Source organism: Paenibacillus lutrae, assembly GCF_009757775.1.
In the GTDB taxonomy this organism is placed as follows: Bacteria; Bacillota; Bacilli; order Paenibacillales; family NBRC-103111; genus Paenibacillus_F; species Paenibacillus_F lutrae.
This window is the reverse complement of record NZ_RHLK01000005.1, coordinates 190,843-210,846: the sequence shown is the minus strand read 5'-3', so window position 1 is coordinate 210,846 and position 20,004 is coordinate 190,843. Positions and strand designations below refer to the sequence as shown.

23 protein-coding genes are annotated in these 20,004 nt (G+C 49.7%); 19 read left to right on the top strand and 4 right to left on the bottom strand.

The genetic code is table 11. The features are described from left to right. Nucleotides 1-234: 234 nt before the first annotated feature. Nucleotides 235-1,554 carry a CNNM domain-containing protein gene (locus EDM21_RS11760; RefSeq protein WP_166541970.1) on the top strand — a complete coding sequence of 440 codons (1,320 nt, stop codon included), beginning with the start codon at nt 235-237 and terminating at the stop codon, nt 1,552-1,554. Nucleotides 1,555-1,607: 53 nt separating this feature from the next. On the opposite strand, the gene EDM21_RS24720 is transcribed toward EDM21_RS11760, so the two are convergent. Further along, on the bottom strand, nt 1,608-1,715 hold the full coding sequence (locus tag EDM21_RS24720) for a sporulation protein YjcZ (protein ID WP_201280779.1): 108 nt from the start codon (nt 1,713-1,715) through the stop codon (nt 1,608-1,610). A gap of 253 nt (nt 1,716-1,968) precedes the next feature. Here EDM21_RS24720 and EDM21_RS11755 point away from each other — a divergent pair, with 253 nt between their 5' ends. From EDM21_RS11755 to EDM21_RS11715, 9 genes are all read left to right on the top strand, one after another. Continuing rightward, complete coding sequence (locus EDM21_RS11755) at nt 1,969-2,880, top strand: MBL fold metallo-hydrolase (protein WP_157335644.1); 912 nt, start codon at nt 1,969-1,971, stop codon at nt 2,878-2,880. Between the two features lie 169 nt (nt 2,881-3,049). Beyond that, complete coding sequence (locus tag EDM21_RS11750; RefSeq protein WP_068775259.1) at nt 3,050-3,463, top strand: Fur family transcriptional regulator; 414 nt, start codon at nt 3,050-3,052, stop codon at nt 3,461-3,463. Continuing rightward, nucleotides 3,460-3,684 carry a membrane protein insertion efficiency factor YidD gene (gene yidD, locus EDM21_RS11745; RefSeq protein WP_157335643.1) on the top strand — a complete coding sequence of 75 codons (225 nt, stop codon included), beginning with the start codon at nt 3,460-3,462 and terminating at the stop codon, nt 3,682-3,684. The genes EDM21_RS11750 and yidD overlap by 4 nt, the downstream gene beginning before the upstream one ends. Nucleotides 3,685-3,772: 88 nt before the next feature. After that, on the top strand, nt 3,773-4,108 hold the full coding sequence (locus EDM21_RS11740; RefSeq protein ID WP_157335641.1) for a hypothetical protein: 336 nt from the start codon (nt 3,773-3,775) through the stop codon (nt 4,106-4,108). A gap of 52 nt (nt 4,109-4,160) precedes the next feature. Then, nucleotides 4,161-6,137 carry a methionine--tRNA ligase gene (gene metG / locus EDM21_RS11735; RefSeq protein WP_157335640.1) on the top strand — a complete coding sequence of 659 codons (1,977 nt, stop codon included), beginning with the start codon at nt 4,161-4,163 and terminating at the stop codon, nt 6,135-6,137. A gap of 210 nt (nt 6,138-6,347) precedes the next feature. Then, nucleotides 6,348-7,310 (top strand): metal ABC transporter substrate-binding protein, encoded by a 963-nt coding sequence (locus EDM21_RS11730; protein WP_157335638.1) that lies wholly within the window; start codon nt 6,348-6,350, stop codon nt 7,308-7,310. A 172-nt stretch (nt 7,311-7,482) separates the two neighbouring features. Beyond that, complete coding sequence (locus tag EDM21_RS11725; RefSeq protein ID WP_420850655.1) at nt 7,483-8,187, top strand: metal ABC transporter ATP-binding protein; 705 nt, start codon at nt 7,483-7,485, stop codon at nt 8,185-8,187. 48 nt (nt 8,188-8,235) lie between these two features. Continuing rightward, nucleotides 8,236-9,036 carry a metal ABC transporter permease gene (locus EDM21_RS11720; RefSeq protein WP_157335637.1) on the top strand — a complete coding sequence of 267 codons (801 nt, stop codon included), beginning with the start codon at nt 8,236-8,238 and terminating at the stop codon, nt 9,034-9,036. Nucleotides 9,037-9,063: 27 nt separating this feature from the next. Continuing rightward, on the top strand, nt 9,064-9,777 hold the full coding sequence (locus tag EDM21_RS11715; RefSeq protein WP_157335635.1) for a cytochrome c biogenesis CcdA family protein: 714 nt from the start codon (nt 9,064-9,066) through the stop codon (nt 9,775-9,777). A gap of 12 nt (nt 9,778-9,789) precedes the next feature. Here EDM21_RS11715 and splB read toward each other — a convergent pair whose 3' ends face one another. Next, complete coding sequence (gene splB, locus EDM21_RS11710; RefSeq protein ID WP_157335634.1) at nt 9,790-10,848, bottom strand: spore photoproduct lyase; 1,059 nt, start codon at nt 10,846-10,848, stop codon at nt 9,790-9,792. Nucleotides 10,849-11,024: 176 nt separating this feature from the next. On the opposite strand from splB, the gene mntR reads away from it, so the two are divergent. Both mntR and EDM21_RS11700 read left to right on the top strand, forming a co-directional pair. Further along, nucleotides 11,025-11,459: a transcriptional regulator MntR gene (gene mntR, locus EDM21_RS11705; RefSeq protein WP_068775267.1), complete on the top strand. Its 435-nt coding sequence runs from the start codon at nt 11,025-11,027 to the stop codon at nt 11,457-11,459. A gap of 126 nt (nt 11,460-11,585) precedes the next feature. Continuing rightward, entirely contained in the window at nt 11,586-12,548 is a 963-nt protein-coding gene (locus tag EDM21_RS11700; protein ID WP_166541963.1) for a patatin-like phospholipase family protein, read from the top strand. 57 nt (nt 12,549-12,605) lie between these two features. On the opposite strand, the gene EDM21_RS11695 is transcribed toward EDM21_RS11700, so the two are convergent. Together EDM21_RS11695 and EDM21_RS11690 are read right to left on the bottom strand one after the other, a co-directional pair. Beyond that, nucleotides 12,606-12,911 carry a hypothetical protein gene (locus EDM21_RS11695; protein WP_157335632.1) on the bottom strand — a complete coding sequence of 102 codons (306 nt, stop codon included), beginning with the start codon at nt 12,909-12,911 and terminating at the stop codon, nt 12,606-12,608. Then, nucleotides 12,908-13,846 (bottom strand): DUF1385 domain-containing protein, encoded by a 939-nt coding sequence (locus EDM21_RS11690; protein ID WP_157335631.1) that lies wholly within the window; start codon nt 13,844-13,846, stop codon nt 12,908-12,910. Before EDM21_RS11690 ends, EDM21_RS11695 begins: the two co-directional genes overlap by 4 nt. Nucleotides 13,847-14,019: 173 nt before the next feature. Between EDM21_RS11690 and EDM21_RS11685 the strand changes: the two genes are divergently transcribed. The 7 genes from EDM21_RS11685 to EDM21_RS11655 all read left to right on the top strand — a co-directional run bounded on the left by EDM21_RS11685 (nt 14,020) and on the right by EDM21_RS11655 (nt 19,808). Beyond that, nucleotides 14,020-14,583: a YqhR family membrane protein gene (locus EDM21_RS11685; protein ID WP_157335629.1), complete on the top strand. Its 564-nt coding sequence runs from the start codon at nt 14,020-14,022 to the stop codon at nt 14,581-14,583. Between the two features lie 95 nt (nt 14,584-14,678). Next, the gene (gene aroQ, locus EDM21_RS11680; protein ID WP_166541962.1) at nt 14,679-15,122 is read left to right on the top strand and encodes a type II 3-dehydroquinate dehydratase; all 444 of its coding nucleotides are present in this window, start codon (nt 14,679-14,681) and stop codon (nt 15,120-15,122) included. Nucleotides 15,123-15,127: 5 nt separating this feature from the next. Then, nucleotides 15,128-16,198 (top strand): M24 family metallopeptidase, encoded by a 1,071-nt coding sequence (locus tag EDM21_RS11675; protein WP_157335628.1) that lies wholly within the window; start codon nt 15,128-15,130, stop codon nt 16,196-16,198. Between the two features lie 24 nt (nt 16,199-16,222). Continuing rightward, nucleotides 16,223-16,780, top strand: a complete 558-nt coding sequence (gene efp, locus EDM21_RS11670; RefSeq protein WP_166541961.1) for an elongation factor P — start codon at nt 16,223-16,225, stop codon at nt 16,778-16,780. 223 nt (nt 16,781-17,003) lie between these two features. Further along, on the top strand, nt 17,004-18,041 hold the full coding sequence (locus tag EDM21_RS11665; protein ID WP_157335626.1) for an ABC transporter substrate-binding protein: 1,038 nt from the start codon (nt 17,004-17,006) through the stop codon (nt 18,039-18,041). Between the two features lie 65 nt (nt 18,042-18,106). After that, entirely contained in the window at nt 18,107-19,030 is a 924-nt protein-coding gene (locus EDM21_RS11660; protein WP_157335622.1) for an ABC transporter permease, read from the top strand. Then, the gene (locus EDM21_RS11655) at nt 19,014-19,808 is read left to right on the top strand and encodes an ABC transporter ATP-binding protein (protein WP_157335621.1); all 795 of its coding nucleotides are present in this window, start codon (nt 19,014-19,016) and stop codon (nt 19,806-19,808) included. The genes EDM21_RS11660 and EDM21_RS11655 overlap by 17 nt, the downstream gene beginning before the upstream one ends. Nucleotides 19,809-20,004: the final 196 nt, after the last annotated feature.

Sequence of the window (20,004 nt, the reverse complement as noted above, 5' to 3'; positions counted from 1 at the left end):
TGAATGGATGGAAGGGAGGCCTTCAAACCGGCGGATCTTCTTCAAGAAGCGCGCATCCTGTCTTTGACTGACTTTGACTCTTCATCGCTTTCGGAGCTATACTGTATAATAGGAGATTGTTCTATTCTCCAAATCTAATTTATGGACATAAAAGGAGGTGTACCTATCTGCTTCTCTGAGGTAGATAGGAATTAATTGGATAGTGACCCCTTGCCAGTGTTACTTAGCCTTACCATGATCGTGGTTCTTGTTCTGCTCAGCGGCTCATTTGTATCGGCCGAATTTGCGATGGTGAAATTGCGGGGAAGCCGCATGGATGCACTTGTGTTAGAAGGTAACATGAAAGCGCGCATCGCAGGGAAGATAGCTGACAATATGAATGGGTATCTGTCTGCCAGCCGGCTCGGAATTATCCTAACGTCTTTGGCGCTTGGTTGGATTGGAGAGCCTATGGTGGTGGGAGTACTCGAACCCTTATCAGCCAACATTGGTATACCGGAAAGTATTATTCATGCCCTGTCTTTTGTACTTGCCTTTACGGTTATAACAGCGATTCACATTATGATTTCCAAAAAGTATGCGGACCGCAAGTCGGAAGAAGTAAACCTCTGGGTTGCAGCTCCTGTGCTGGTATTCTACAAATTAATGTTTCCCTTCTTCTGGGTATTGGATAAAATCTCGAACTGGCTGCTCCGCCGCTCGGGAACAGAAGCTACGGGCAGACAGGACTCGGCGCATACAGAGGAAGATATTCGTTTACTGATGAAAGAAAGTCACAGAAACGGCCTTATTGATAATACGGAGCTTACGCTTGTCGACAATATTTTTGAATTTGCTGATACGAATGCGCGTGAAATTATGATTCCGCGTACTGAAATCGTTTGTCTGCATGCCATTCATTCTTTTGAAGAGAACAAGGCGACGGCTATCAAAGAATTGTATACCCGGTATCCGGTTTGTGATCCGGACAAAGACAATATTATCGGATTCGTGCATATCAAAGATATTTTGACGGCAAGTGATGAGCTTGACGATATACGCAGCATTATGCGCCCCTTAATGACGGTGCCCGATTCTATGCCCATTAGCATCCTGCTGAGATTGATGCAGAAACGCAAGACGGAAGTGGCCCTGCTCATTGACGAATATGGCGGCACTTCGGGGCTTGTTACCGTCGAGGATATTCTGGAAGAGATCGTCGGCGAACTGCAGGACGAATTCGATCACGAGCGTCCTGAGTTTGAGAAGAAAGACGAATACACGTATTCGATTGACGGCATGATGTTAATTGACCAGTTCAACCAGCATTTTGGCACGGCTATCGAAGCGGAACATTTTGATACCATCGGCGGATGGATTTATTCTCAGGTGGAAATTCCGCCGGTTAAGAACCAGCGGATTCATCATGAGCAGATGCAATTTATTATTGACGAGGTTGATAATATGAGAATTGTCCGGCTGCTGATCCGTAAGGACCAGCCTCAAGAAATTCTCTCCCTCGAAGAGGGATATATAGACCTTGATCTCGACCCGCAAGTAAAGTTGTCTTCCTAACACACAAAACCGCTGCATCAGATGCAGCGGTTTTTGTTGTATTAAGGACTAAATTAGAATGTAGCAAGGATGATAACCAGAAGGATGTACAGAACAAGGATAATTGCAGTGCTCGTGCCAACAACGCCAATACCGTAACCGCCAGTTCCACAACCGGACATATTTGTTTCCTCCTCATGAAGTAGGATGTAGTTTACGTTAATATCCTATGTGCGGAAGTGTTTCTTGTCATGGACTTCTGTCCCGGTGCTGCAAAAAAAATCAAGATACCTGTACAGCATGCCGGCAGATATCGTTTGTTTGATTCTCTTTTAAAAAGGCTAAACAATATAGAAAGGGCAGCGGCGCTACACATAAACGGTGCTGCCGGACGCGTATTTTCAAAACCATTAGATATAGAGGAGTGTTGGAAGGATGGCTGACAAGAACAAGACAGAGAACAAGAATGAGAATAAGGACAAGCGCGGGAAGCGGCTGATCCGCCAGATAGACCGCACATTTGTGCCGGAGAATACCCTTGCACTGTGGCATCTGGGACAAGAGAGCATGGTTGTGAAAGGGTCGGGGATGATTGCATACATAGATCCTTATCTGAGTAACTCTATTGACGAGCAGTTCGGCAATTCACCGCGGAATTTCGAGACGCCGATATCCCCGGAACTGATCGGACATGCCGATCTGGTCCTCATAACCCACGATCACCCGGATCATCTGGATCCGGTTACAGTGCGGGCCATGGCGATTGCTTCGCCTCATGCGACATGGATATGCCCGGCGCCTGTAGTTCCGCAGCTTGCTGAACTGGGCATTGTCCCCGATGCGCTGATTGGAGCAAGAGCCGGTGATATGATTGATTTTAGAGACATGAGAATTACGCCAATTGCCGGCAAGCATGAAGAGTTTAAGACCGATGAGAACGGTAATCATCTCTTTCTCGGTTATGTGATCGAGCTTAATGGAGTGAAGCTGTACCACGCAGGAGATACGATTGGCTATGAGGGGCTGGTCGAGGCTTTGAGGCCGCACCGTATCGACATTGCGTGTATGCCGATTAACGGACGGGATTGGAAAAGATACCAGGACAACCTCATGGGGAACATGAATTTCCGGGAAGCGGCGGATCTCGGCGTTGCGATCGGGGCAGACCTGCTTGTTCCGATGCATTACGATCTATTCGCGTTTAACACCGAGAATCCATCGTATTTTGTTGATTATGTTCATCACACCTACCCGCATCAGAAGTTTAAATTGTTTGCTCCGGGAGAAAGATTAATGTATGCGGCGGAAGAGAGCGATGAGGAACTGGAACTGGGGGATGAGGAATAGATCCGAGTGACTCCATCCTTGAAGAAGCGCATCAGACAGATGCCAGATGGCCGCGCTTCCGGCTTACGGATCACGGCTTTAAGAGACTCCACCGGCTTGAAATATTGACGCTGCGGCCCCTCATAAGGCATTATAAGGAGATAGATGCAGCATATGTGGAGGGACCGCAGTGAAAGCCGAAGAGATTACCCGGGCGATGGCCGAGCAAGGAATGCGGATTACCGATCAAAGACGAACGCTGGCGGAATTGTTCGCAAAGTCCGACGGGTACGTGACGCCTAAAGCCGTATACGACATTATGGGCAAAACATACGGGGGTTTAAGTTTTGATACGGTCTATCGCAATCTGAGAATTATGCATGAAATGGGCGTGCTTGAGCAGTTTGTGTTCGAGGACGGAATCAAGTTCCGTGCGAGATGTTCAGAGACGCACCATCATCACCATCTGATTTGTCTGCAGTGTGAGAAGACCATTTCTTTTGTGTTTTGTCCTATGGATGAAGTGGAAGGACTGCCGGAAGATTTTAAAGCCGTTAAGCATAAATTCGAGATATACGGATACTGCAAGGATTGTCAGAAATGAAGAAGCTCCTGCAGGCTCCGATTCATGTTTACCGCAAGTTCATCTCTCCTCTCAAACCGCCCACGTGCCGCTTCTATCCGACATGTTCTCAATATGCGCTGGAAGCCATTGAACAGCATGGGCCCGCGAGGGGATCTTGGCTGGCGGTTAAACGGATCTGCAAGTGTCATCCTTTCAATCCCGGAGGGATCGATCATGTGCCCCCGCGTAAAGAGAGGTAGGCAGTTTCCTGGGCGGTTGACAGCCGGACCGAGATTCGCTATATTGTTGGTTAAACGAGACATTTGACAGGGAAATGACGAACTGGATATGACAATGTTCGATGAACGGATGTGTACGGGGGAAAACTGCAGCAGAGAGCCGGGTCAGGTGGAAGCCGGTGCAGGTAGAACCCCGGAGTATGGTCCCGGAGAACATGCTTTTGAGCGTCCTGATGTACCCGAATGTGCCTGGCACAGAGGTTGGCGCATCAGCGTAAGGAAGCATCGCTTTTCCGGCGTTAAAGGAACATGCCGTCTGGCGACAGGCGGCTGCCGAGCTTCGTTCTCGCAAGAGACGAAGGAATGTGGGTGGTACCGCGTGAGCCTAGCTCTCGTCCCAAGCTGGACGAGGGCTTTTTTTGCGCTCATTCAAGGTTCAGCATAGAAGAAACAACATGCCGTACAATTCAATGAAGACGAAGAAAGGGAGCGCCGACATGGATAAGAACAAAACCTTTTATTTGACGACACCGATTTATTATCCGAGTGACAAACTGCATATCGGTCATGCATACACAACGGTTGTTGGAGATGCGTTAGCCCGATACAAAAGGCTTCGCGGTTATGATGTGATGTATTTGACAGGAACCGACGAGCATGGTCAGAAAATTGAACGCAAGGCGCAGGAGAAGGGCTTGACTCCGCAGGCTTTTGTCGATGAAATCGTAACCGGAATCAAGGAATTGTGGAGCCGTTTAGAGATTTCCTATGACGATTTTATCCGCACGACCGATAAGCGCCATACGGATGCCGTCCAGCAAATTTTTGCGCGTCTTCTTGAACAAGGAGATATTTATCTCGGTACTTACGAAGGCTGGTACTGTACACCCTGTGAAGCATTCTTCCTGGAGAACAAGCTGGAGAATGGAAACTGCCCGGACTGTGGACGTCCTGTTGAGTGGGTGAAGGAAGAAAGCTATTTCTTCCGTATGAGCAAGTACGTAGACCGTCTTCTCCAATACTACGATGAGAATCCGGATTTCATTCAGCCGGAGTCCCGCAAGAATGAAATGATCAACAATTTTATCAAGCCGGGATTAGAGGATCTGGCCGTATCCCGTACGACTTTTGACTGGGGCGTGAAGGTTCCGGGAGATCCGAAGCATGTAATCTATGTGTGGATAGATGCTCTAAGCAACTACATTACGGCGCTTGGCTACGGCAGCGAAGATCCGTCTAAATATGAGCGCTACTGGCCGGCAAATGTTCACCTGATGAGCAAGGAAATTGTCCGGTTCCATACGATTTACTGGCCGATCATGTTGATGGCGCTGGATTTGCCTTTGCCCAAGAAGGTATATGCGCACGGCTGGCTGATGATGAAAGACGGCAAGATGTCCAAATCCAAGGGCAATGTCGTGGATCCGGTTACGCTGATTGACCGGTACGGTCTGGATGCGCTGCGTTACTATCTGCTCCGTGAAGTGCCTTTCGGATCGGATGGAACGTTCACGCCGGAATCGTTCGTGGAAAGGATCAATTATGATCTTGCCAATGATCTCGGGAACTTGCTGAACCGTACTCTTGCCATGCTGGGTAAATATTTCGACGGCGTCTTACCTGTATTCGAGCAGGGAGCAACCGAATTTGATGCCGATTTGATCCAGACCGCTCAAAGTACGGTGGATAACGTAGAGAAGCTGATGGATAAAATGGAATTCAACAGCGCTCTCGCGGCCATCTGGGCGCTCGTCCGCCGCGCCAACAAATACATCGACGAGACGCAGCCTTGGAATCTCGCCAAGGAAGAATCCCAGCGCGGCGCGCTCGGCTCCGTAATGTATGCGCTGCTGGAAGCGCAGCGCATAGTCAGTGTGCTGCTGCAGCCGTTCCTGACGCGAACGCCTGCGAAGATCTGGGCCCAGCTCGGCATCGAAGCCGGCGAGCTGACGGCCTGGGACAGCGCCCGCACCTTCGGGCTGCTGCCGGCAGGCACGCAGACGGCCAAAGGCGACCCGATGTTCCCGCGTCTGGACATCGCGGAAGAAGTCGCCTTCATCGCCGCTGCGATGACAGGCGCAGCGCCGCAGGCGGAACCTGCGCCACAGAGCGCTCCTGCGGCTGAGCCCAAGGCCGCGCCGGAATCGAAGCCCGAAATCGCAATCGACGATTTCGGCAAGGTAGAGCTGCGCGTCGCGCAGGTGACGGCTTGCGAGCCGGTCAAAGGCGCCGACAAGCTGCTCCAGCTCCAGCTGGATCTCGGTTATGAGCAGCGGCAAGTGGTGTCCGGTATTGCCAAGCATTATAAGCCGGAAGAGCTCGTCGGCCGCAAAGTGATTTGCGTGACGAATCTGAAGCCGGTGAAGCTTCGCGGGGTTATGTCGCAGGGCATGATTCTTGCAGCCTCCGAAGGCGACCAGCTTACGCTCGCTACCGTGCCTGATTCCATGCCTAACGGCGCAATTGTAAAGTAATCAACGAGAAACCCGGAAGAGTTGCGGTGAATCCGCGCTTTTCCGGGTTTTGATATTTCGTGTCAGCAATTTTCTTAATCGTAATGATTATGATTAGTCTTGACAAGCTGCCCGGATTCTCCGTATAATCAGCTAGTAAATAAAAAACATTACGATTTACATGAATAGCAATGATAGATGGAGATCGCTCGTTGAGAGGAGTTATTTTATATGAATTACAGGCGTATACTGGGAGGAATGGCTCTTGTCTTTCTGCTGGTAATTGCAGGCTGCGGAGGCGGTCAGAAGTCGACCGTGGTCGAAGGCAAAGTGAATGTGATGACAAGCTTCTATCCGCTTTATGACTTTGCCGTCCACATCGGCGGCGCTCATGTGAATGTCGTGAATCTTGTACCGGCGGGTGTGGAGCCGCATGACTGGACCCCGAAAGGCAGAGACATTATGAACGTTGGCGACTCCGAGCTGTTCTTATATCAGGGAGCTGGATTTGAAGGCTGGGTTGACGATTTTATGAAAAGTGTAAAGGATAAGAAGGTGAAGGCGGTGGAAGCGAGCGCGGGCGCACATCTGCTGGAAGCAGCCGAAGGCGGCGACGGACACGATCATCAGCACGGGGGTGAGTCTCACGGCAGCAGTCCCGCTGATCTGAAGAACACCGATCCTCATGCTTGGCTGAGTCCGCACAATGCGAAGAAGATGTCGGAGAACATCAAGAATGCATTGATAGAAGTAGATCCGGCACACCGCGAAGATTACGAGAATAATTACGAAGCTTATGCGGCCAAGCTCGACGGGCTGGATAAGCTGTATCAAGATAGTTTGAAAGATTTGCCTAAGAAAGAAATCGCCGTATCCCATCAGGCATTCGCTTACTTGTGCCACGATTACGGCTTGACTCAAATGGCGATTATGGGGCTGTCCCCGGATTCAGAGCCGACGGCTCAGGATATGAAAAAAATGCGCGAATATATTCAGGAGCATCAATTGCAATATGTGTTCTTTGAGGAACTGGTCTCTGATAAACTGGCTAAGACCCTCGCTAAGGATGCGGGTGTGGAGACCCTTGTGCTTAACCCTCTTGAAGGTTTAACGGAAGAACAGATTAAAGAAGGACAGAATTATATTTCGGTTATGGAAAATAATTTAAAAAATTTAGTCAAAGCTTTACAATAGATGAACAATAACCTATTCGGGCTAGCGCAGATTTCGTGGAGATACGATTCTTAAGCGCTAGCCCGAATAAGCGGTTGGAGGTTGAGTGAAAGTGCCAGGCACCAAGACGGTTAACTGCCACAACAATATTGTGGAATTCGATGATATCTCGTTCTCTTACGGAACGAAACAGGTGATTAAGAAGTTGAACTTTCATGTTCTTGAGCGTGATTTTATAGGTTTGATCGGGTCTAACGGGGTCGGCAAGACAACCCTTCTGCGTATGCTTGTAGGGCTCATTAAACCTACGGAGGGAGATATCCGCCTGTTCGGCGAACCTATCCGTCAATTCCGTGACTGGGAGCGCATCGGCTATGTCCCGCAGAAGAATTCGCTTAACCCGCTATTCCCGGCTACCGTCCGTGAAGTTGTGCTGTCGGGCCTGTACACCAAGAAGAAGCTGTACCGGCGTCTGACGAAAGAAGATATGCGCCGCTGTGACGATGCGATGGAAGCGATGCGGATCACCGACCTTGCCAAGCGCAAAATCGGGGAGCTCTCGGGTGGACAGCAGCAGCGGGTATTTCTGGCGAGGGCCATCGCCAACAGTCCGGAACTGCTTATTCTGGATGAACCGACAGTAGGCATAGACGCCGAGAGTCAAGCCGGTTTTTTCAATATGATCCGGCATATGCATCTGCATCACCACATGACCTTCATTATGGTCTCCCACGATATGGAGATGATGAGAGCCTATCTCGGATCGGAGCCGGTTGCGAGCAGCGGAGGGCTTAAATTCTATGTCAAACATACGCATGAGCCGGAGAATTGTGAAGAAACAGATCTGGCACATTCCACTTCAACAAGTAAGGAACTTGAATTAAGCGGCATTAAATAAATCCGAACAAGTAAAATGAAAGTTTGGTAGAGGTTAGGGGAGAACGGCTTGGATATTTTCACAGAACCATTCTTTATAAGAGCGCTAATCGGTGGAGTTCTGATTGGGCTTACCGCTCCGCTTATGGGCGTATTCCTGGTGTTGCGGAGATTGTCCATGATCGGAGATACACTGGCTCATGTCTCCATCGCGGGTGTGGCGCTGGGTTTTCTTCTCGGGGTATATCCGACGGGCATGGGACTTGTATTTGCGCTATTGGCTTCCTTCGCTATTGAGAAGCTGCGCAAAGCGTATAAGACTTACGCGGAGCTTTCGATCGCCATTATTATGTCCGGCGGCGTTGCCTTGGCAACATTGTTGTTTACACTGGGCAAAGGGTATAATATTAATGTGATGAGCTACTTCTTCGGAAGTATCTACACGCTGGATTCCAGCGATATATGGGTTGTATTCGGTGTATGTGTCGCTGTGCTGCTTATCGTGGGCATTCATTTCAAAGAGCTCTTCCTGATGTTCTTTGACGAAGAAGCTGCAGGCGTCAGCGGGCTTCCGCTAAGACTCTACAACATCATGATCACGATCCTGACGGCTCTGGTCATCTCCGTCTCGATCAAAATCGTCGGAGCCTTGCTTGTATCGGCCCTGCTTACTATTCCGGTTGCCTGCAGCCTTCTGGTTGCGAGAAGCTTCCGCCATTCCGTGGCACTGTCTGTTCTGGTATCCGAAATCGGCGTGGTAGCCGGATTAGCCTTGTCCGCATGGTATGATCTGGCTCCCGGAGCGACGATTGTGCTCTCTTTAATTACGATCCTGACCTTACAGCTGGTCTGGAAATCACTGCGAAGATAACCCGGGGTTATAGGAGGAAATTGCACTATGCAGCAAGTGAACATGTGGTTGGCGTTTTGGGCGGGGTTTGCCTCCTTCATTTCTCCATGCTGCCTGCCGCTTTACCCGTCTTACTTATCTTATATTACCGGCATTTCTGTAGGTGAGCTCAAATCCGGCGCGGCCAAAGGCTCTGCAAGATTGCGTACGATGGGGCATACGCTTGCTTTTATTATCGGGTTCTCGATCATTTTTTATAGTCTCGGTCTTGCAGCGAGTTCCGTTTCGGAGTTTTTTGTAAGTAATCGTACGCTGCTTCGTCAGATTGCCGCTATTTTAATTCTCGTCATGGGCCTTTTTCTGCTGGGAATTTTTCAACCCCAGTGGATGATGAAAGAACGCAAATTTCAATTGAAATGGAAACCGGCCGGTTACCTGGGCTCGGTGCTTATTGGCATGGGATTTGCTGCAGGCTGGTCTCCTTGTATCGGCCCGATTCTCTCTTCCATGCTTGTCATGGCAGCGGCAGAGCCCGATTCCTGGCTGCCGTTGATCAGTGCTTATTCTTTGGGTTTTGCCGTGCCGTTCTTCGTTTTGTCTTTCTTTATCGGCTCGACGAAATGGATTCTGAAATATTCCGGCATCATTATGAAAATAGGCGGAGGCGTTATGGTTCTTTTCGCCATCCTTCTGTACACGAATCAAATGTACAAAATTACGATCTGGCTCAACAGCATAACGCCTCCGTGGCTTCAGTTCTGATCCGTTTTATTTTTAAGTGAAATATTCGATTTTGGCGGCAGGAAATTTATCGAAAATATGCTCCGTTATAAATTCCCGGAGAGCTGCAGCCTGTTCATCGGGATAAACATATTTGCCGCGGCCGTACCGGCCCCACTTGTATTTGCGTTTGGCTTCGTCCATTTCGAGTTTGGACTTGGGGTAGCGTCTTTCAATGATATTTTTAGCTGTTTTGGTAAAGCGGTGCTGAATCAGCTCGAAGGTCAAATCTTCAAGCGCTTCTTTGGGAAGCGTGTCATGCAGCTTAACAATAAGCTCCTCGTATCCTTGCTCCCATCCTTCATACCAGATGATGGGGGCGATGATAAAGCCAAGCGGATAACCGGCGCGTGCGACTTTACCCGCTGCTTCGATCCGCTCGTGGAACCTGGAGGTGCCGGGTTCGAAATTTTTAATTACATAATCCGAATTTACGCTGAAGCGGAACCGGGTATGCTTGTTATGGTTCGCATCAAGAAGCGGGTCCACATGATGATATTTGGTTACAAAGCGAAGCCTCCCGAGAGGCTCTTTTCCCATAAATTCAATATATTCTTTCAGAGAACCCGTGATGTGCTCCAGTCCGACCGGATCGGAGGTACAGGCTGCTTCAAACCGGGTAATTTCCGGCGCGCGCTCTTCGATATAATCTTTGGCCGACTTGAGGATATCGTCCGTATTGACGTAAGCCCGTACATAAGGCTTGTTGCCCAGGGTCGTCTGAAGATAACAATAATGGCAATGGCCCATACAGCCGGTTGCGATCGGAATCGCATATTCCGCAGAGGGCTTGGACGTATCGAATTTCAGCGTCTTCCGGATGCCGACAACAAGCGTTCTTTTCGATATCCGGTATTTCTCCAGATCGGTTTCGCCCGGAAGATTGGTAATCCGGTTATGGGAAGTTGTCATATGGATAGGAAGGTCTTGACTCTGAGCCCATTCGAGAATCCGTTTGCCTTTGGGATACAGCATTGCATCGGGTTCGAAATAGACGAGTTGAGGCACGAACAAGGCCGTACTTCTGGTGTGTATCAGTTGCTCTGTGCTCATGATTGCTCCTTTGGCCCGCATTGTAACGGAAGCAAATCCGTTCAGCTGATAGTGTGCATCGGTTGCACCCCGGGCACTCATGGGAAAAGCAGTGGATGCGAGGCAAACTTGCTTTCTTAGTTATTTAAAGGTATTATACTAAAACAATATTCTAGCAAAAATCAGGGGGAACTCGGATGGCAACGCCCAGTATGGAAGATTATTTGGAACGGATCTACAAACTGATCGATGAGAAAGGCTACGCCCGCGTATCCGACATTGCCGAAGGCTTGGAAGTGCATCCTTCCTCCGTAACCAAAATGATTCAGAAGCTCGACAAGGATAAGTACCTTGTCTATGAGAAGTACCGGGGGCTCATTCTTACGCCCAAAGGCAAGAAGATGGGTAAGCGTCTTGTTGACAGACACGCGCTGCTTGAGGAATTTCTGACGGTCATCGGTGTTCAAGAGGCTAATATTTACGGGGATGTAGAAGGAATTGAGCATCACTTGAGCTGGGATTCGATGACTTGTATCGAGACTCTTATTGAGTATTTCAACCGCGATCCCAAGCGTCTTGAAGACCTTAGAGGTGTACGCGCCGAACTAGATAATAACTCCGGTCCGGAGTGAAACAGGAACGTTTGCCGGAAACTAGAGGCGGACGTTTTTTCGTTTTGCGGTTTCATCCGATTTAATACGTCTAAGAAGCCAGGCCTCCGCATACATACCTAGGGAAAGCTTGCGGAGGTGGGGGAAGTGAAAATCAACGGCGTTTTTGAAGGCGGCGGGGTAAAAGGAATTGCTCTGGCCGGTGCAGTCAGTTCAGCACTCGACAGCGGGTTCAAGTTTCATGATGTGGCCGGGACTTCATCAGGGGCTATTATTGCCGCTTTTCTGGCCGCGGGTTATACAGGTAAAGAGATTAAAGAACTGATTATCGAAACACCGTTTCATAAGTTTCTGAAACGTTCTCCGATTTTTGATACCGGTATTATCGGGTCTGCGGCCAGACTTCTTCTTAAGAAAGGTCTGTATTCGGGGGATGCTCTGGAAGATTGGGTACGTGCGAAGCTGGAGGCCAAAGGAATAAGGAACTTCGGCGATTTGCGCCGGAATCAGCTTCGGATTGTAGCTTCGGATATTTCCCAGGGCAAGCTCCTGGTCCTGCCGGATGATATTGCCCATTATGGCATTGAGCCGGCCCGTTTCTCCATTGCCCGTGCAGTCAGAATGAGCACGGCCATCCCTTATTTCTTCGATCCGGTCACGATTCGCAAGCCGGCCCGGCTCACCCGGCACGATGAACCCTTCCGCAATCAGTTCGTCTATATTGTGGATGGTGCTATCCTCAGTAACTTTCCTTTGTGGCTGTTTGACGAGCCGGAGCAGCAGAGCCGCATTGCGACACTCGGATTTAATCTCGTCGGCGACATTCCCAAGCAGATCCACAAGATCAATGGCATGATCTCTATGTTCCAGGCCTTGTTTACGACCATGATGGATGCCCATGATACCCGCTACATTGAAGAGAACAACTACTTCCGGACGGTAAAAATACCGGCGATGGGGGTTCAGACCACGCAGTTTAACATTTCCGTGGAGGACAGCGAGAAATTGTACGAAGCCGGATACCGGGCCGCGGAAGCTTATTTCAAGCAGTGGTCCCTGCATATTTACGAATCCGCTTATGAGAAATACGTTCTCCGCCGTCCGGTGTAGAATTAGTCGATACGAAATAACCAAAAAAGCGAACCCGCGGGTTCGCTTTTTGTTATTTCAGTGATAGGGAGGCGGATCATCCGGATCATCAGAGCGTTTGGATCCGTCGATAACCCGGAACTTGGCGCGCCGTTTGCGCTCAGCTGCGGACATCCGCCCGGGCCCGGGCGGCTTCTTAAGCGAAGGGGCGCCGCTTCTTCGGTAGGATGAGCCCGATTGTCCTTGGCGCGGCACAAATTTGTACAGCAGGAAGATCAGGCCGAGTACAAGGATCGGTACGAGCAGAGTGCGGATGCTGACGGCAAGTCCGATCACGGCAAGAATCGCGATGACGACGGCAGGAACCGACCAGCGTCTTCTCATGCGCGCGCCTCTTGGATGCGGCTTTCCGCTTCACGCATACGGTTGAAGGAAGCAATGGACACTTCAACCTGATCATCGTTAGGTTCCTTCGTGGTTAGCTTCTGCAGCCACAGCCCGGGATAACCCAGGTAGCGGAGGACGGGAACGTCACGCAGAGAATTCGTAAAGCGAAGCACTTCATAGGATACGCCGATAATGAGCGGCAGCAGAGCAAGTCTAAGCAGCACGCGGTCGACAATGCCCTCATATCTGAAGAAGGAGTAGATAACGACTCCGACAATAACCGTGAATACCATAAAACTGCTGCCGCAGCGGTAATGCAGGGTGCTGAACTTCTGAACGTTGCGAACGTTCAGCTCCACACCGGCTTCATAAGCGCTGATGACTTTGTGCTCTGCGCCATGATATTGGAAGAGCCTCTTAATGACCGGGGTGAGTGAAATGAAATAAATGTAGGAGACCAGCAGGATAATCTTGATGAGGCCTTCCATGAGATTGTGTAGAATCTGATTCTCAAACACGTTCTGGAATAAATACTGCTCGATAATTGCAGGAATCGCCGTAAAAATAACTTTACCGAATACAAAAGAAAGAACCCCGACAACGGCAACGCCTAGAATCATGGAAAGGCTGAAGCCCGCTTTTTCTTCTTTCACCGGTTCTTTTCCGTCATTCTCTTCTTCCGCAAAATTCTCTGCTGAGAAGTTCAGATGCTGGGCGCCTTTGGCACTGGATTCGATAATTCCGACTAATCCGCGGAGAAGAGGAATTTTCTTCAATGTATTGACCCAGCGGATTTCAGTCTTAGGTACTTCCAGATATTCGATGCTTTTATCCTTCTTGCGGACAGCTGTAACATGCACATTGCGGCCGGCGAACATAACGCCTTCAATTACGGCTTGACCGCCGTAAATACTCGAATTGGATTGGGACAATGTTTTTCCACCTTTTCCGAAATAAATGGTTTACTTACTATTTTAGCGAATTTCCCGGCAGAAAGCCACCGCTTTTGGACGGGTCCCTCCGGCAGATTAAGAAGAGGAATATCGTACATACTATCTTAGACAGCTGGAACGGGAACAAAGTTATAGAGATGGAGGAAACAGGTATGCAGGTGAATGTTCAAGGCAGCGCAGTTATGGATAATGGAGCGGCCTCAAACGGTCAGCAATCCGAAACGGACGTTTTGGCAGGCGGCAGGGGCGGGTCCCATGAAGAAAAAAAGACGAATCGTTTCTTTTTCGCTATGAATATCGGTTTTTTTGCCGGTGTTTTATGGGGGGGAATCAAGATTGTCGAGTTCTACTTCCACTTTACGAGTGTAATTCCTTCTTTTCTCGCGGAACCGTTCTATCGGACAGATTTTCTGCTCACTTGGCAAGGGTTGCTTATAGGGTGGCTGTTCTTTGTCCTCTTCTCGGTTATCGCCTCTTGCATTTATATGCTCCTGCTATCGAAGATCAAGGGACCGTGGGTGGGAATCGGTTACGGAATCGTCTGGTGGTGCCTCCTCTACCTCGCGATAGGGCCTTGGACAGGAATGATGGGCTGGCTCTATTACAGTGAATGGAATACGATTATTACGGATTTCTGCCTCTTCCTTCTATGGGGTCTTTTTATCGGGTATTCGATTGCGTTTGAATTTACACAAGAGAACAGCCGCAAGCCTTAGGATCTCTACCTTTTCTAAGCAACTTATGGTAAAATGTCACGGTAAAGCGAGAAGCCCGGCCAAGCGGCAGGCTTTATGAAGGAGGCGCTTTTTTCGTGAATAAAGTGCTCGTTCTGAACGGGCCTAACTTGAATATGCTCGGTATACGTGAACCTGGCGTGTACGGCAGTCTCTCGTTGAAGGCTATTGAAACCGGAATGTCCGAAGCTGCACGGCAGCTTGGGCTTGAATTGACTTTTTATCAATCCAATCACGAAGGCGATCTTATCGACAGGATCCATGAAGCTTATGGAACGATGGATGGCATACTCATTAATCCCGGCGCTTTTACTCATTACAGTTACGCCATACGGGATGCGCTGTCATCGGTATCGCTACCCGCTGTAGAAGTGCACTTGTCGAATATTCACAAACGGGAAGAGTTTCGTCACCACTCCGTGATCGCTCCCGTTGTGATCGGTCAAATTGCAGGATTCGGGGCCGTCGGTTATGAACTCGGACTAAGGGCGCTCCATCAACATTTTTCGGAAGCAGGGTGATTCGCATGCAGGATAGACGCTTGGAGAAGCTGCGGCAGCTCATGCGGCAGAAGGGGCTTCCGGCAGTGCTTATTACAAGCAGCTATAACCGCCGATATTTGACCGGATTTACGGGAAGTGCCGGTGTGGTCCTCGTAACAGAGGAACGAGCTGTGCTGCTGACAGATTTTCGCTATATGGTACAAGCCCCGCAGGAAGCTGTCGGCTATGAAGTAACGGACCACCAAGGCAAAATCGGCCGGACGGTACTTGAGATTTTGAAGAAGCAGGGAATTGCCGCGCTCGGTTTTGAAGAAAATGACTTGACTTACGCCGGATATTCCAGCTATACTGACGATTTGCAAGGGGTTGAATTCATCCCTACCGGAGGAATAGTGGAGCAGCTGCGTGTCTTCAAGGATGACACGGAGCTTGCGATTATGCAGGAAGCCGCGGATCTGGCTGATCGCACGTTCTCTTACATACTTACGAGAATAAGAACAGGTGTGTCAGAGAAGCAGATCGCCCTGGAGATCGAGATGTTTATCCGTGAGAATGGAGGAACCTCGTCCTCGTTCGATACGATCGTCGCTTCCGGCGAACGGTCGGCTCTGCCGCATGGCGTTGCAAGTGAACGGATTCTTCAGCAGGATGAATTCGTCAAATTGGATTTCGGTGCGCTGTACAAGGGGTATTGTTCCGATATAACCCGTACGGTCGTACTCGGGAAGCCATCGGAGAAGCACAAGGAAATTTACGGTATTGTGCTTGAGGCCCAGCTGAACTGTGTCGGTAATCTGCGTGCGGGAATGACTGGCTCGGAGGGTGATGCCCTCTGCCGCGACGTTATCGCCCGGCACGGTTACGCAGACAACTTCGGGCACAGCACCGGACACGGACTTGGCATGGAGGTTCACGAGAATCCGCGCCTGGCCAAAGGCTACCCGGTTATCTTAGAACCGGGCATGGTGGTTACCGTTGAACCGGGCATTTACATTCCCGGCTTCGGGGGAGTCCGAATCGAAGATGACGTGATCATTGAACCGGACGGAATCCGGCTGCTGACGCATTCTTCGAAAGAATTTATTACCATTTGATGTATTCCAGGAGGGAATTTTAGCGTGGTATCAGTAAATGATTTTAAAACAGGATTGACGATTGTAGTAGACAACGATTTGTTTACCGTTATCGATTTTCAGCATGTTAAGCCAGGTAAAGGAGCCGCTTTCGTCCGCTCCAAACTGAAGAATCTGCGTAACGGCAACGTCGTGGAGAAAACATTCCGTGCAGGCGAGAACGTCGGCCGTGCGCACATCGAGAACCGTGAGATGCAGTACCTGTATGCAAGCGGATCTGAATACACGTTCATGGATACCGAGACTTATGACCAGATTTCCCTGGAAGAAAAGCAGCTTAAATGGGAACTGAACTTCCTCAAGGAAAACATGAACATCCACATCATGAGCTACCAGGGCGAAATCCTTGGAATCAACCTGCCGAACAGCGTTGAGCTCAAAGTTGTAGAAACCGAGCCGGGCGTAAAAGGAAACACGGCACAAGGTGCTACGAAAAGCGCGAAGGTCGAGACCGGCCTGAACGTTCAAGTGCCTTTGTTCATTAATGAGAATGATGTCCTTCTGATCGATACTCGTGAAGGCAAGTACATCTCCCGCGCTTAATCGGGCGACCTAGAATCCTCCGCTTCCATGATGGAAGCCGGGGGATTTTTTTGTGTAAAAACCCTTGGCTGGCAAGCCTTTCAGAATAAGTGGGAACAAATGAAACGTTTTCATTGACGTCCAGAAATCATGAGGTTAAAATGACAATAACGCTTTACAGGTTTCATGCTTTCGTGCAGTAAAACGTTAAATCGACCAATGGATAATTTTAGGGGGAAAAGAAATGAAAGCGAAATTCAAATCATTCGCGACTATCCTGCTGGCGGCATCGCTCGTTACGGCGGCTGGCTGCGGCAAGCAGGCGTCACCGGAAGCTTCCGGTACAGCGAACACACCTGCCGGCGATGGCAAGAAGGTCAAAATCGGTATTATGCAAATCGTCGAACATGCTTCACTGGACGCTGCGCGCCAAGGATTTATTGCAGCATTAAAAGAAAACGGCTATGAAGATAAAAAGAATGCCGAGATAGACTATCAGAATGCGCAGAATGATATGAACAACAATACGACCATTGCACAGAAATTTGCAGCGGACAAGAAAGATCTCGTACTCGGCATAGCAACGCCGTCCGCTTTGGCTGCGGCGCAGACTTTGAAAGATACGCCTGTATTGTTCACCGCCGTGTCCGATCCGGTAGGAGCTAAACTGGTTAAGAGTATTGAATCGCCGGGCGGTAACGTTACGGGTACGTCCGATCTTGATCCGAAGTCAGTTGATCAGCTGACTGCATTCATCGCGAAGAACTTCCCTGCAATCAAGACAATCGGCATTGTTTCCAATGAAGGGGAGCAGAACTCCCAGGTCCAAGTGAAGCAGGCGGAAGCGGCTTTTGCCAAGAACAACATCAAGATGGTGAAAGCTTCAGCTTCGAACAGTTCCGAAGTGAAGCAGGCTGCGGAGTCGCTGGTCGGCAAAGCGGATGCGCTGTATGTTCCGCTGGACAACACGGTCGTATCGGCTCTGAAAGTTGTCGTTCAAGTGGCGGAGAAGAGCAAGAAGCCTCTGTTCGTAGGCGAGAATGATTCAGTCCAAGGCGGAGGATTCGCAGCGTACGGATCGAACTACTACGATCTTGGCTACACAACCGGCCTTCAGGCGGTAGAAATTCTGAAGAATGGCAAAAAGCCTGCGGATATCCCGGTCGGCTATCCGAAGAAGCTGGATCTGGCCATTAACTTAAAAGCTGCCAAGAACATGGGGGTTGAAGTCACGGACGCTATGAAAGCGGAAGTGAAGGAGAAAGCTAACCTGTTTGAATAAGAACAATGCCGGGCGGCTTCAATTATGAAGCCGTCCGGCTTTTATAACGAAACGGAGGGAGTTACATGGAGATTGACTGGGGAACAGTGGCACAAGGATCTCTGGAACTCGGATTGTTTTTTGCCATTATGGCACTTGGCGTATACATTACTTTCAGAATCCTGGACTTTCCGGATCTGACGGTAGACGGGAGTTTTACGACGGGCGCTGCCATTTCGGCTGTACTGATTACCGCAGGCGTCTCGCCGCTCCTGGCGACCCTTGCCGCTTTCGGCGGTGGTGCGGTTGCGGGCCTTCTGACGGGCCTGCTTCATACAAAAGGCAAAATCAATGCCCTGCTGTCGGGAATTCTGATGATGATTGCCTTATATTCCATTAATTTAAGAATCATGGGCAAAGCGACGATTTCACTATTGGGCCTCGATGTCCTTCTAAGCACCGAAACCATCCTGTATGTCATGCCCTTTATAGTCATTCTGATTAAGCTGGCGCTCGACTGGTTTCTCCATACCGAAATGGGCCTTGCACTTCGTGCAACGGGAGATAATAAGCGGATGATCCGAAGCTTTGGTGTGAACACAGATAATACCATTATACTCGGCGTGGCTCTCTCCAACGGACTCGTTGCATTATCGGGGGCTTTGATCGCCCAGTATCAAGGGTTCTCAGATAGTCAGATGGGCGTGGGCATGATTGTAATCGGTCTGGCTTCCGTTATTATCGGTGAAGCGATATTTGGTGCCCGTACTATTATTTGGGCTACTCTGGCTGTTGCTTTGGGAGCCATTTTGTATCGTTTTGTCGTTGCGATTGCCCTTCAGATCGGTGTGGAGTCAACCGACATGAAGCTGATGACCGCTCTGATTGTAATTGTCGCCTTGACGCTTCCGATGTTTCAGAAAACTTGGAAGCAGAAGGCGGTTATTCGTAAGCGGAAAGCTGAACTGGCGAAGAAAGGCGGGGGGATGAACCATGCTTCACATAGATGATGTAACCAAAATATTCAACCCCGCCACACCGGATGAGAAAGTTGCCCTGTCCGATATCCATCTTCATTTGAATCCGGGTGATTTCGTAACCGTTATCGGCAGTAACGGTGCGGGGAAATCAACGCTGATGAATATCATCTCGGGGGTCATGCAGCCTGACTACGGGGTCGTCCGTATCGAGGGCGCCGATATTACCAGTCTTCCGGAGCACAGAAGAAGCCGCTGGGTCGGCCGTGTGTTCCAGGATCCGATGGCAGGTACGGCGCCGTCCATGACCATCCAGGAGAACCTGGCGATGGCCTATTCACGCGCAGGCAAACGGGGGCTTGGTCTGGGTGTGACGAAGCAGAGAAAGCTTGCGTTCAAAGAGCACCTGGAGCGGCTCGGTATTGGCCTGGAGAACCGTCTGACGGCCAAGGTGGGCCTTCTCTCGGGAGGCGAAAGGCAGGCGCTCAGTCTGCTTATGGCGACTTTCACACAGCCGAACATTCTGCTGCTTGATGAGCATACGGCGGCGCTGGACCCTGCAAGGGCAGAACTGATCACCAGGCTGACCCACCAGATCGTCAGCGAATCCCGGTTGACGACACTGATGGTCACCCACAACATGGAGCAGGCGATTCGTCTGGGCAACCGGCTGATCATGATGGACAAAGGACGCATCATTCTCGATATACCTGCCGAATCCAAGCAGGATCTGACGGTAGAGAAGCTTCTGCGTGAGTTCGAGAACATACGCGGAGAGAAATTTGTGGATGACCGGGTCGTGCTGGGCTAACAGAAAAATCTCGTTTTGCAAGAAAATGAAGAAGATATGCATCCAAACAGGCCGATTTTATGAGAAAAACCTTCGTATGATAAGAAATTCAAGAGGAAAAGGCAGGTTTACAAGGAAAACACCTTTCCTCTCCCACATTTCCGAACGTTTATGCTATAATGATCTACAATTATTCATTTGTAAGGATAGGGAGTGA